The sequence below is a fragment of the Pseudomonas sp. MWU13-2100 genome (assembly GCF_023242365.1).
GTDB lineage: Bacteria > Pseudomonadota > Gammaproteobacteria > Pseudomonadales > Pseudomonadaceae > Aquipseudomonas.
Window position 1 is genome coordinate 1 of record NZ_JALLIX010000072.1, and the last position, 12,928, is coordinate 12,928.

A 12,928-nucleotide genomic window follows, 5' to 3' on the forward strand; every position below is an offset into this window, starting at 1 on the left:
GAGGCTGTGGGAGCAGAACTCCCACAGAGCACTGTTTGCCGCGGATGAGTGGCCGAGCACCGAACCTGTGGGAGCGGAGCTTGCCCGCGAAGGCGATCTTCCACTCAACACATCTGCCAGATGTTTTAACCGATGGTCATCAGGCTGGCATTGCCGCCCGCCGCCGCCGTGTTGACGCTCAAGGCCCGCTCGATCACCAGGCGCTCCAGGGCAATGCCGGTTTCACCCTGGGACAGGCCATGCACGCCAACAATCGCCCCGCTACGTCGAGCAATCTGCTGGCAGACCTCGCGCAACTGGTCGGAATGCCCGTGGTGCAGCACCGCATCGAACAGCGCCTCGTCCTTGGTCCAGTCGGCCACGCGCTGGATCCGCGCCTGCACTTCTTTCGGCAAACGCCCGTAGAGTGCCTTGGTCGATTCGCTTTCCGGCCAGACCGCCGAGCCGCCCACGGCCAATACCGCCGCCAGTTGCGTCAACAGGTCGCCTTCGATTTCCGCCAGGCACAACACATGCTCGCGCGGCAGGATGGCGTAGCTGTTGCGCTCGCCCGTCGGGCCGTTGAGCACGCGGGTGATGCCGCTTTGCGATTGTGCCTCGAAGGTCACACACAGCGCGCCGAGGTCCGCCAGCTTCTGGCTCTCGACCCAGTCTCGCAGGGCGTGGAGTGGCTTGAGCAGAGCTTCGCGCAGACGCACATCCGGTGCAGCCAGGGCGTCGCCACGGGCGAAGGATTGTTCGATGGCATCCGCCGGTCGGGTCGAAAGCAGGCGATACAGGTACAGCGGCCCTCCGGCTTTCGGTCCGGTGCCCGACAAACCTTCGCCGCCGAACGGTTGCACGCCGACCACGGCACCGACGATGTTGCGGTTCACATAGACGTTACCGGCGTGGACATTGTCGATCACCTTGGCAATGGTCTCGTCGATGCGGGTGTGCACGCCGAGAGTCAGGCCGTAGCCGGAGGCATTGATCTGCGCGATCAACGGGTCGATGTCCTTGCGCTTGTAGCGCACCACGTGCAGCACCGGGCCGAAGATCTCCCGCTGCAGTTCGTCGAGGCTTTCCAGTTCGATCAGGGTTGGCATCACGAAGGTGCCGCGCTTGCATTCCTCGCCATCGGCGATGGCCACCTGGTACACCGTGCGCCCTTTGTCGCGCATGCCCTGGATATGTTTCTCGATGCCGGCCTTGGCTTCGGCGTCGATCACCGGGCCGATATCCACCGACAGGCGTTCCGGGTTGCCCAGGCGGCATTCGGCCATGGCACCCTTGAGCATTTCGATCACGCGGTCGGCGGAATCCTCCTGCAGGCACAGGACGCGCAGGGCCGAGCAGCGCTGGCCGGCGCTGTCGAAGGCCGAGGACACGACATCGATCACCACCTGTTCGGTCAGCGCCGAAGAGTCGACGATCATCGCGTTCTGCCCGCCGGTTTCGGCGATCAGCGGAATTGGTCGGCCCTGGGTGTCGAGGCGGCCGGCGACATTGCGTTGCAGCAGGCGCGCCACCTCGGTGGAGCCAGTGAACATCACGCCCTTGACCCGCTCGTCGCCCACCAGGCGCGCGCCGACGGTTTCGCCACGGCCTGGCAGCAGTTGCACCACGCCTTCGGGAATTCCGGCTTCGAGCAGCAGGCGCACGGCCTGGGCGGCGATCAGCGGGGTCTGTTCGGCCGGTTTGGCGAGTACTGGGTTACCGGCCGCCAGTGCCGCGGCCACCTGGCCGCTGAAGATGGCCAGCGGGAAGTTCCACGGGCTGATGCAGACCACCGGGCCCAGGGGGCGGTGGGCGTCGTTGCTGAAATCGTTGCGCGCCTGCACTGCGTAGTAGCGCAGGAAGTCCACGGCTTCACGGACTTCGGCGATGGCGTTGGCGAAGGTCTTGCCGGCTTCGCGGACTAGCAGGCCCATCAGCGGCTGGATCTCGCCCTCCATCAGGTCGGCGGCGCGCTCCAGGATTGCCGCGCGCTCGCTCGGCGGGGTGGCCTGCCAGATCGGCGCGGCGTTCAGGGCACATTGCACGGCATTGTCGGCGTCTTCGACGGTCGCTTCCTGGACATAACCGACCAGGTCGCGATGGTCCGAAGGGTTGAGCATCGCCACCGGAGCTTCGTTGCTGGTGACACAACCCAGCAGCGGCACGGCTTTCCAGTCGTTGTGGGCGCTGGCCAGCAGGGCGCAGGAGAGCGACGCCAAGCGATGTTCGTTGGCCATGTCGATGCCGGCGGAGTTGGCCCGGTCGCGACCGTAAAGGTCACGCGGCAGCGGAATGCGCGGGTGCGGCAGGCCGAAGCCGCCTTCCAGCGTCGCCATCTGCTCGATACTGGCCACCGGATCGGCCACCAGTTCCTGAATCGAGATGGACTGGTCGGCAATGCGGTTGACGAAGGAGGTGTTGGCGCCGTTTTCCAGCAGGCGCCGGACCAGGTAAGCCAGCAGGGTTTCATGGGTGCCGACCGGCGCGTACACACGGCACGGACGGTTCAGCTTGCCTTCGGAAACCTTGCCCACCACCTGTTCGTAGAGCGGTTCGCCCATGCCATGGAGGCACTGGAACTCGTACTGGCCCGGGTAATAGTTCTGCCCGGCGATATGGTAGATGGCCGACAGGGTGTGGGCGTTGTGGGTGGCGAACTGCGGATAGATGACTTCCGGCACCGAGAGCAACTTGCGTGCGCAGGCGATGTAGGAAACGTCGGTGTAGACCTTGCGGGTATAGACCGGATAGCCCTCCAGGCCTTCGACCTGGGCGCGCTTGATCTCGCTGTCCCAGTATGCACCCTTGACCAGGCGGATCATCAGGCGATGCCGGCTGCGACGGGCCAGGTCGATGACGTAGTCGATCACATACGGACAGCGTTTCTGGTAGGCCTGGATCACGAAACCGATGCCGTTCCAGCCGCTCAGCTGCGGTTCGAAGCACAGGCGCTCGAGCAGGTCCAGGGACAGCTCGAGGCGGTCGGCCTCCTCGGCGTCGATGTTCAGGCCGATATCGTATTGCTTGGCCAGCAGGGTCAGCGCCAGCAGGCGCGGGTACAGCTCGTCCATCACCCGTTCGTACTGGGCACGGCTGTAGCGCGGGTGCAGGGCCGAGAGCTTGATGGAAATGCCCGGGCCTTCGTAGATGCCGCGACCGTGGGAGGCCTTGCCGATCGAATGGATGGCCTGCTCGTAGGACGCCAGGTATTTCTGTGCGTCATGCTCGGTCAGTGCCGCTTCGCCGAGCATGTCGTAGGAGTAGCGGAAGCCCTTGGCTTCGAAGCGGCTGGCGTTGGCCAGGGCTTCGGCAATGGTTTCGCCAGTGACGAACTGTTCGCCCATCAGGCGCATGGCCATGTCGACGCCCTTGCGGATCATCGGCTCGCCGCTTTTGCCGATGATGCGGCTCAGGGACGAGGTCAGGCCGGTTTCGTTATGAGTGGCGACCAGCTTGCCGGTCAGCAGCAGGCCCCAGGTGGCGGCGTTGACGAACAGCGAGGGGCTGTTGCCCAGGTGCGGTTGCCAGTTGCCGGTGCTGATCTTGTCGCGGATCAGGGCGTCGCGGGTGCCTTTGTCGGGGATGCGCAGCAGCGCTTCGGCCAGGCACATCAGGGCCACGCCTTCCTGGGACGACAGGGAGAACTCTTGCAACAGGCCCTGAACAATCCCGGCGCGGCCGCCGGCGCTCTTCTGGTTGCGCAGTTTTTCGGCAATCGAGGCGGCCAGCTTGTGGGTGGCTTCGGCCATGGCAGCCGGCAGGCGTGCCTGTTCCAGCAGCATCGGCACCACTTCCGGTTCCGGGCGGCGGTAGGCGGCGGTGATGGCGGCGCGCAATACCGATTGCGGGAGGATACTTTCGGCGAACTCGAGGAAGCACTGATGGGCATGGTCGCTGGAGACTTCACCGCTGTCTTCGGCGTCGCCACGGGCCGAACCGTTGATTTCACCCGGGGTTGCGCCGCTTTCGAGCTTTTCCAGGTAATTGAAAATGGCTTGCTTGATCAGCCAGTGTGGGGTGCGGTCAATCGAGTGGGCCGCGGCCTTCAGGCGCTCACGGGTCGGGTCGTCGAGTTTGACCCCAAGGGTGGTCGTAGCCATTTTCTTATCCTCATGGTTACCACGATGGCGTGGCATCAGCTGGCGGAAAGAGTAGCGCTGGCCGGGTCGAGGTGCAACCGGGTGCAACCCTTTTTTTGCAGGAAAAAACGGCGGCAGATCAGGAATTATTTTCCCGTTGGCTTCCAGCGCCTTCAGCTCGCGGGTTTTCGGAGGTCAAAGGTATTTCCCGCATTGAAAAGGGGCGGTAAAGCGTCGGAAAATACGCAAAATTCAATAGGTGCAACTTATTTTGGCAAAATGGGTTGCACCTTATTCGGGTTGTTGAATAGCATTCTCAGCGGCAGTGCAACCTCCTACGTACTGTAGGTCGGGACTGGCGATTTTCCTGAGGAAATATCGCTCATATATGCCTATTGCGTTTAATCGTCTGACAAACATCGTTCTTTGCGTCGGTCGGACCGGCGCTCAATAAAAACAATGCCAGGGATTTTTCAATGAGTGTAAGCAACCCAACCCTGATCACGTTCGTGATCTATATCGCCGCCATGGTACTGATTGGCCTGATGGCTTATCGCTCGACCAACAATCTTTCCGATTATATTCTCGGCGGCCGCAGTCTCGGCAGCGTGGTCACCGCACTGTCGGCCGGGGCTTCCGACATGAGCGGCTGGTTGCTGATGGGCTTGCCCGGCGCGATCTACCTGTCCGGTCTGTCGGAGAGCTGGATTGCCATCGGCCTGATCGTCGGTGCCTACCTGAACTGGCTGTTCGTCGCCGGGCGCCTGCGGGTACAGACCGAGCACAATGGCGATGCGCTGACCCTGCCGGACTATTTTTCCAGTCGCTTCGAGGATCACAGCGGGCTGCTGCGGATCATTGCGGCGCTGGTGATCCTGGTGTTCTTCACCATCTACTGTGCGTCGGGTATCGTTGCCGGGGCGCGGTTGTTCGAAAGTACCTTCGGCATGTCTTATGAGACGGCGCTGTGGGCCGGTGCGGCGGCGACCATCGCCTATACCTTTATCGGAGGTTTCCTGGCGGTAAGCTGGACAGATACCGTACAAGCCACCTTGATGATTTTTGCGCTGATTCTCACGCCGATCATCGTGCTGCTGGCCACTGGCGGCGTTGACACCACCTTCCTGGCCATCGAAGCCAAGGATCCGGCCAACTTCGACATGCTCAAGGGCACCACCTTCGTCGGTATCCTCTCGCTGATGGGCTGGGGTCTGGGCTACTTCGGCCAGCCGCATATCCTGGCGCGTTTCATGGCGGCGGACTCGGTCAAGTCGATTGCCAAGGCCCGACGCATTTCCATGGCTTGGATGATTTTGTGCCTGGGTGGCACCGTGGCGGTGGGCTTCTTCGGTATTGCCTATTTCTCGGCGCATCCCGAGGTGGCTGGTCCCGTGGGCGAGAACCATGAGCGGGTGTTTATCGAGCTGGCGAAGATCCTCTTCAATCCTTGGGTTGCCGGAATTTTGCTGTCGGCGATCCTGGCGGCGGTGATGAGTACCTTGAGCTGTCAGTTGCTGGTGTGCTCCAGTGCCCTGACCGAAGACTTCTACAAGACCTTTCTGCGTAAATCGGCCTCCCAGCTGGAGCTGGTCTGGGTCGGTCGCGCCATGGTGTTGCTGGTGGCGCTGGTTGCCATCGCCCTGGCGGCCAATCCGGAAAACCGCGTGCTGGGACTGGTGAGCTACGCCTGGGCCGGTTTCGGCGCGGCGTTCGGTCCGGTGGTGCTGATCTCGGTGGTCTGGAAGGACATGACCCGCAACGGCGCATTGGCCGGGATCCTGGTGGGGGCGATTACCGTCATCGTCTGGAAGCACCTCAACCTGCTGGGGCTGTATGAAATCATTCCAGGCTTTATCTTCGCCAGCCTGGCGATCTATATCGTCAGCCGGTTGGGTAAACCTTCGGCGCTGATGCTGCAGCGTTTTGACGCGGCAGAGAAACAGTTCCGTCAGGAACACTGATGGCGTGGAATTGAGATCCTGAACGCATAGTGATTGAAAAACGGCTCGTTTCTTTTGGAGGTGGGCCGTTTTTCGAGGAGGATTGTCTGCGGGGTAGCGATGGCTAAAGTGTTGATGGCTTATTCTGAGCCAATGCTGAAGTGAACGACCACTATAGCCAGGCAGGAAAGCAGAATTGAAATATGGATACCTACCACCACTCTTTTCAGGCCTTTGGGGAATTGATGGACTTGCTCTAAATCGATAACACTACATCGAGGGTGCAGTAGAGGGCGTGAGAGAGCGGCTGCTACCATGCTGACTCTTCTTGTTCGACCCATGAGCCCCTCTCCCCAGCCGGCTTTCGAGTCCATGACCAAGGAGCACTTATCCAATAGCTTTTCCATGCGGTCCAGCTTCCAGTAGGCAAGAGTCGTCACGACCAGCATGTTAACGATAATCCAGAGCATGACGCCGACAGATAGCCAGAATGAGGCGGGGAGGGTCATGGAGCTGTCCATTGATATAATGGTTCACCAATATGTTCGCCGACTCCTCCAGCCACGCTGCCCAGCATCGCTCCGCCGGCTACTCCGCTGACAACGAGACAGCTCAAGGCGCCTGGTCCTGTTGTAAGGCCTAGTACTGTAACGCATAACCAAATACTGGCAGGGCCCGCCACCCAGCTTCCCGCGACGCTGCCGGCAAGCTTGCCGCCTTCGACGAATTTTGCCTCACGGCATTGATTTTCTCGTCCACTGGAGCAGGCTTCTCTAATTTCCAGCGCGGTAGCCGTGGTGTCCAGGGCAATCCCGACAGGTGTACCTTTTTTAAGCTGTCTGGCGGTATTGGCTATTTTATCCAATGTCGAGGCATAGCCTTTGATCTCCCCACTATGAACGTAACTTCTGGTGGAGATACCGAGCATTTTCTTGATCGATCCTCTATTGCGCAACCCCGTGCCATAGCGTGCGAATCCCTCTAGCTGGGCATCCAGTTTGGCGAACAGCACCTTTCTCTTCGCGAGGAACTCATCCCGACTGCCGTTTCTGCCGAGTGAGTGTTTATGCAACGCTTCGATTTCTTCCAGTGTTCTGCTCACCCCCGTCAAGTGTTTGTTCCAGGCATTGCTTGCGCTACCGACGCCCAGTTAGGCATTGCCCAGTAGCCTCTGCAAGAGATCATAATTCTCCAGGATAAAGCCGTCCGAGCTTGCCGAACTGCTTGCCAGAACGTGCCTGATCTTCCAGCCGGCGTCCATCAGGTGGGCTTCTTCGGCAGTACAGGACAGTGTTGAGTCGTTGCCCACGACAACAATCTGACCCGGCAGAACCATCGTATTGCGAATATGGGGGTTCAGGCTGTCGAATTTCGTGATGGCGTTTCTACCCAGTGATAACGATGATTTCAACATCGGGTAGGTTTGCATGTGCTCGTTGATAAAGGCGTAGGGCCGGGCCATGGCGTCTCTTTCCGGGGTAAGTTGAACTTCCGTGCTCATTTGCACGCGGAACGAGCTTGATACGCCATGACTGCTGTGTTGCCTGTCAGCGAGCTCCTGTCGAATTGTGTGAAAAAGCCAAAAATTTGATATGAAGAGAGTGGTGGGAGGTTGTTTCCCTACATGACATGGGCATCAAGCCTGCTCGGCGTCCGGTTGGTTCACGAAGATCAGCACCCCGAGGATCGCCATGTAGAACTTGAAGGCCGGCTCCTGGCCATTCCAGGTCTGCGATTGCCACATCAGGAACCACTCGCCGCCGACCACCATGAAACCGAAGAACCAGACCAGGAAACCGACGGTTGCGCCGCCGATGACCCACTGCTTCGCCTGGGCGAAGCTGGCGGCGTCGCGCCTGCGCGCTTGCCAGAGTGACCACGCGCCACGGGCCAGCAGCACCGCAGTCAGGCCTTCGCCGAAGATGATCAGCCAATAGGCGGCGTGCCAGAGCACGGGGGTGGTGATTGCGCGGTACATCGCGGCATTGTCCGGGAAGGTGGTGTCCATGCTCAGTACATGACGGACAAAGGCGAAGTTGGAGCCGTAGTCGGTGACATTGTTGAACGTGACCATGAAGGCGAAGGCCGCAAGGGCCAGGGTGAGGGCAATCTTGGCGTAGCGGGTGGTCATTGCTCGGATCCTTCTTTCCGATAGGCGGGAAAACGACCTTATCACTGCCCGGCCCCGGGAATATGTCAGACACTTGCGATGCCGCCGGTACGCTGCGACCTGACGTACGCCCGGGCACAAGGTAAACTTCGCCTCCTTCGCAGGAGTCGCCATGAACTACCGTCACGCCTTCCACGCCGGCAATCACGCCGACGTCTTGAAACACCTGATCCTGACCCGCCTGATTGCCCTGATGGCGCGCAAGGAGCAGCCGTTCGCCTATATCGACAGTCACGCCGGCATTGGCCTGTATGACCTCAAGGGCGACCAGGCCAGCCGCACCGGTGAATACCTGGAAGGGGTCGCCCGCTTGTGGGGCGAGCAGGAGCTGCCGGTGGTGACCGCCGATTACATGCGCGTGCTGCACGAGATGAACCCGGATGGCGAATTGCGCTATTACCCGGGCTCGCCGGAGCTGGCGCGGCGCCTGACCCGCGAGCGCGAACGTATTCTGCTCAACGAGAAGCACCCCGAAGACGGCAAGCTGCTCAAGGACAACATGAAGGGCGACCGGCGCGTGGCGGTGCACCTGGGCGAAGGCTGGCATGTGGCGCGGGCGTTGCTGCCGGTGGCGGAGAAACGCGCGGTGCTGCTGATCGATCCGCCATTCGAGCAGTTGGATGAAATGCAGCGTTGCGCGGCATCGCTGAAAGAAGCCATCGGGCGCATGCGCCAGACGGTGGCGGCGATCTGGTATCCGATCAAGGACCAGCGCGCGCTGAAGCGTTTCTATCAGGACCTGGCCGGCAGCGGTGCGCCGAAGTTGTTGCGGGTGGAGTTGCTGGTGCACCCGCTGGACACGCCGGCGAGCCTGAACGGTTCGGGCTTGGCGATTGCCAATCCGCCGTGGGGGCTGGAAGAAGAGTTGCGGGAGTTGCTGCCGTGGCTGGCGCAGAAGTTGGGGCAGACCCAGGGCGATTGGCGGATGGATTGGTTGATTGCCGAGTAACTCGGCCTGTAGGTTTTCCCGCTGTCGTGCGCGCATCGGAATCTGTACGGGCAGGGCTGGTATGGGAGCGCTTGTGTGGGAGCGGAGCTTGCCCGCGAAGAGGCCCGCGAGAGCGCTAAAAGCTTCGCGGGCAAGCTCCGCTCCCACAGGGGGGGCGTTCAATCAGATCGGGCAGGTCACGCCCGTGCCGCGAATCCCGCAATAGCCCTCGGGATTCTTCGCCAGGTACTGCTGGTGATAGGCCTCGGCATAGTAGAAGGTCGGCGCTTCGTCGATTTCCGTGGTGATAGCGCCGTGGCCGGCCTTGCTCAGTTCGGCCTGGAACAGCTGCTTGCTCTTCAGTGCCGCTTCCAGCTGGTCCGGCCTGGTGGCGTAGATCACCGAGCGGTACTGGCTGCCGATATCGTTGCCCTGGCGCATGCCCTGGGTCGGATCGTGCAGTTCCCAGAACAGCGCCAGCAGCTGTTCGTAGCTGACGATTTCCGGTTCATACACCACCAGCACCACTTCGCTGTGGCCGGTCAGGCCTGAACAGACTTCTTCGTAGGTCGGGTTCGGCGTGAAGCCGCCGGCGTAACCTACCGAGGTGCTGTACACCCCTTCGCGTTGCCAGAAGCGCCGTTCAGCGCCCCAGAAGCAGCCCAGACCGAAGATCGCGAATTCCACGTTGCCGGGGAACGGGCCCAACAGCGGGTTGCCATTGACGAAATGTTTTTCCGGCACGCTCATCGGGGTTTCGCGGCCAGGCAGAGCTTGTTCTTTGGTTGGGAGCACGTTTTTGTTCACCAGTATTTCCGAGCGCAAGACCATGTCACAGTCCTCTCAGTCAGGTTGGGATAAGCAATACAGGAAGATAGACCAACAGTGTGCCCGAGTGTTACAGCGCTGTCAGGCCAAAGGGCCGCGCGGATAACGTTTGAGCTGCTCGATCAGTTCGATACCGGGGATCGGGCGGTCGAACAGGTAGCCCTGGCCGACGTCGCAACGGTGGCGACGCAGGAAGGTCAGTTGCTCATAGGTCTCGATCCCTTCGGCCACCACCTTGATCTTCAGGTTGTGGGCCATGGCGATCACCGCGGAGGTGATTTCCATGTCGTCCTGGTTGTCCGGGATTTCATGGATGAAGCTGCGATCGATCTTGATGATGTCGATCGGGAATTTCTTCAGGTAGCTCAGGGATGAGTAGCCGGTGCCGAAGTCGTCCATGGCCAGGGTCAGGCCGAGCTTTTTCAGCTGGTCGAGTTGCTGGTGGGTGTCTTCGGTGGCTTCCAGCAGCAGGCCTTCGGTCAGCTCCAGCTCCAGCAGGGACGGCGCCAGCTGTTCTTCTTTGAGGATGCTGGCGATGGAGGCCACCAGGTCCGGGTCGGAGAACTGCTTGGGCGACAGGTTGATCGCCACCTGCAGCTTGCCCAGCCCGGAGGCGGTCAGTTGTTTGCTCATGCGGCAGGCCTGGCGCGCGACCCATTTGCCGATCGGGATGATCAGGCCGGTTTCTTCGGCGACGCTGATGAACTGGTCCGGGCGGATCATGCCGCGTTCCGGGTGATTCCAGCGCAGCAGCGCTTCCATGCCCAGCAGGCGGCCGCTGCGCAGGCAGAGCTTGGGCTGGTAGAACACGTCCAGCTCGTTCTGGGTCAGGGCGCGACGCAGGTTGTTTTCGACGAACAGCTTGTAGCTGGCCTCAGCGTTCAGCGCCTCGGTGAAGACCTGGACCTGGTGCTTGCCGTTGGCCTTGGCCTTGTGCAGGGCCAGGCCGGCGTTGCGCATCAGGGTCTGCGGGTCGCGACCGTGCAGCGGCGCGCTGGCCAGGCCCACGGAGCCGGTGACGCTGATCAGCTGGTTGTCGACGAACATCGGCTTGTCGAGGGTGGTCAGCAGCTGGCTGGCGATCTGTTGCCCGGTTTCCAGGTCGGTATCGTCCAGCAGCACCGCGAATTCGTTACTGGCAAAACGCGCCAGGCTGCCGCTCGGACTCAGGCTGTTGCGCAGGCGTCGGGCCAGGCTGATCAGCAGCTTGTCGCCGGTCTGGTGGCCGAGGCTGTCGTTGATCCGCTTGAAGTTGTCGATGTCCACCAGCAGCAGGCTGATGGGCGAATCGCTGTCGCGGGCGAAACGCTCGTCGAGGTTGCGGATGAACGCCGGGCGGTTGCCCAGGTTGGTCAGGTTGTCGGTGTAGGCCAGGCGTTCGATGCGCTGTTGCGCCAGTTTGGTCTGGGTGATGTCTTCGTAGATGCCGATGTAGTGGGTCAGTTCGCGGTTGTCGCCATAGACCTTGGAAATCGACAGTTGGCCCCAGTAGGGCTCGAGGTTCTTGCGCCGACTCTTGAACTCGCCTTGCCAGCTGTTGCTCTTGGCCAGACTCGAGGGTGCGTCGAACAACAGTTCGCTGAGGTTCTCCAGGGCCGGCAGTTCGGAGAGCTTCTGGCCGTGGACTTCCTCGGTGCTGTACTGGGTGATGGCGGTGAAGCTGGGGTTGACGTATTCCACCACGCCTTCGCTGCTGACCAGCAGGAAGGCATTGGCGCTCTGTTCCACGGCGCGCTGGAACAGGTGCAGGGCGCTGGTGGCGGCCCGTCGGTTGTGATTGTTGATGACCTGGGCGAACTGGTCCGCCAGCTCGCCGGCAAAGGCGATTTCATCGGATTGCCAGGCGCGGCTCTTGCCGGTCTGTTCCAGGCACAGCACGCCGACCACCTGGCCGTCGATGCGGATGCTCGCGTCGAGCATGGCGTTGGTGTCCCGGGGCCGAAGGCTTTCGGCCATTTCCCGGGTGCGCGGGTCATGCATGGCGTTGTGGGCGTCAATGGCGCGGCTGGTGTGCAAGGCTTCCAGATAATTGGGGAAACCGCCGGCGTCGATGATGTCCGGCACAACGTATTGCTGGCGATCACGGTGGTAGGCGCAGATCGGCACCAGGCGATCACCTTCGAGGTTCCAGATGCTCGCACTGTCGATTTCGTAGATATCGCAGGCGCAACGGGTGATCAGTTGAGCGGCTTCGAGCAGGGATTTGCCGGCGCTGTAGCGCTGGCGTGCGAGGCGCAGGATCAGGTCCTGCTGGGCACGCACCCGGTCGAGGTGGAGCAATTGTTCCTGCTGGGCACGCTGGTTCAGTTCCAGGGCGATCTGCAGGCGGCTGTTCTGGGTTTCCAGGTCGCTGGTCGGCAATGCCGCTTCCAGGCCAAGCAGGCCCTCGATCACCAGCAGGTAGCCGCGCAGCAGGTGGCGGTTGTGTTGTTTGTAGGCCTCACCGACTTCCAGCAGGCTCAGTGGCCCCTGGGCGGTGTGCAGGGTGTAGCGGATCAGGTAATGCGGGCTGTCGACCAGTTGCTGCTGGATGGTGTCGTGCAGCCGGTAACGGGCTTCAGGCTCCATCAGGCTGGCATAGGGAGAACCGACCAGGGCGCAGAGCTCGATGGCCGGTTGGCCGAACTGGCGCTCGCAATTGGGATCGAGAAACAGTAGTGCCCAGCTTGCTTCATTCAGCCGTTCGAAACGCAGCATGCCGAGCCGCGAGGGCACCGGTAACTGCGTTACTACCTCGGCCGCCAATCTATTGGCGGCATCGGGTTGGCTTTTCATTGAGAGCTCGCTTCAAGAGTACGGGTCACGCTGGGTCAGGACCGTTTTTCTGGCGTGTTGGGCAAGGTTGCATTAAGCGGGTCAGGCTGACAAGCACAACAGTGGCTCCGTGCCTTCAATGTATCGGCCGAGGGGGGGATTTCTTCAGTGAACGGGCTCCGCCACCCGTCTATTTCGCGAGAGTTTCGGCGTTTGCTGAATCGTTTGCGGGATTGTCTGGAAAACGGAC

Annotated in this window: 9 protein-coding genes; 2 read left to right on the plus strand and 7 right to left on the minus strand. The window is 61.2% G+C overall.

The features are described 5' to 3' along the window. Window positions 1-125: 125 nt before the first annotated feature. Window positions 126-4,079: a trifunctional transcriptional regulator/proline dehydrogenase/L-glutamate gamma-semialdehyde dehydrogenase gene (putA, locus tag M5B99_RS28885; protein WP_248807340.1), complete on the minus strand. Its 3,954-nt coding sequence runs from the start codon at window positions 4,077-4,079 to the stop codon at window positions 126-128. A 455-nt stretch (window positions 4,080-4,534) separates the two neighbouring features. Between putA and putP the strand changes: the two genes are divergently transcribed. Then, window positions 4,535-6,019, plus strand: coding sequence for a sodium/proline symporter PutP (gene putP / locus M5B99_RS28890; protein ID WP_248807341.1), 1,485 nt, complete (start codon window positions 4,535-4,537; stop codon window positions 6,017-6,019). A gap of 119 nt (window positions 6,020-6,138) precedes the next feature. Here putP and M5B99_RS28895 read toward each other — a convergent pair whose 3' ends face one another. The 4 genes from M5B99_RS28895 to M5B99_RS28905 form a co-directional block, all read right to left on the minus strand. Further along, a complete protein-coding gene (locus tag M5B99_RS28895; RefSeq protein ID WP_248807342.1) occupies window positions 6,139-6,507 on the minus strand; it encodes a hypothetical protein in 369 nt (122 codons plus the stop codon). Further along, window positions 6,504-7,109 (minus strand): hypothetical protein, encoded by a 606-nt coding sequence (locus tag M5B99_RS30085; protein ID WP_318654597.1) that lies wholly within the window; start codon window positions 7,107-7,109, stop codon window positions 6,504-6,506. The genes M5B99_RS28895 and M5B99_RS30085 overlap by 4 nt, the downstream gene beginning before the upstream one ends. A gap of 39 nt (window positions 7,110-7,148) precedes the next feature. Next, window positions 7,149-7,460: a hypothetical protein gene (locus M5B99_RS30090; protein ID WP_318654598.1), complete on the minus strand. Its 312-nt coding sequence runs from the start codon at window positions 7,458-7,460 to the stop codon at window positions 7,149-7,151. Window positions 7,461-7,634: 174 nt separating this feature from the next. Beyond that, window positions 7,635-8,129 (minus strand): DUF2165 family protein, encoded by a 495-nt coding sequence (locus M5B99_RS28905; protein ID WP_248807343.1) that lies wholly within the window; start codon window positions 8,127-8,129, stop codon window positions 7,635-7,637. 151 nt (window positions 8,130-8,280) lie between these two features. Here M5B99_RS28905 and M5B99_RS28910 point away from each other — a divergent pair, with 151 nt between their 5' ends. Beyond that, the gene (locus tag M5B99_RS28910) at window positions 8,281-9,117 is read left to right on the plus strand and encodes a 23S rRNA (adenine(2030)-N(6))-methyltransferase RlmJ (RefSeq protein WP_248807344.1); all 837 of its coding nucleotides are present in this window, start codon (window positions 8,281-8,283) and stop codon (window positions 9,115-9,117) included. 162 nt (window positions 9,118-9,279) lie between these two features. Here the strand turns inward: M5B99_RS28910 and msrA are convergent, their stop codons facing one another. Both msrA and M5B99_RS28920 read right to left on the minus strand, forming a co-directional pair. Further along, on the minus strand, window positions 9,280-9,927 hold the full coding sequence (gene msrA, locus M5B99_RS28915) for a peptide-methionine (S)-S-oxide reductase MsrA (RefSeq protein WP_248795989.1): 648 nt from the start codon (window positions 9,925-9,927) through the stop codon (window positions 9,280-9,282). A 78-nt stretch (window positions 9,928-10,005) separates the two neighbouring features. After that, on the minus strand, window positions 10,006-12,699 hold the full coding sequence (locus tag M5B99_RS28920; protein WP_248807345.1) for a putative bifunctional diguanylate cyclase/phosphodiesterase: 2,694 nt from the start codon (window positions 12,697-12,699) through the stop codon (window positions 10,006-10,008). Between the last annotated feature and the right edge of the window lie 229 nt (window positions 12,700-12,928).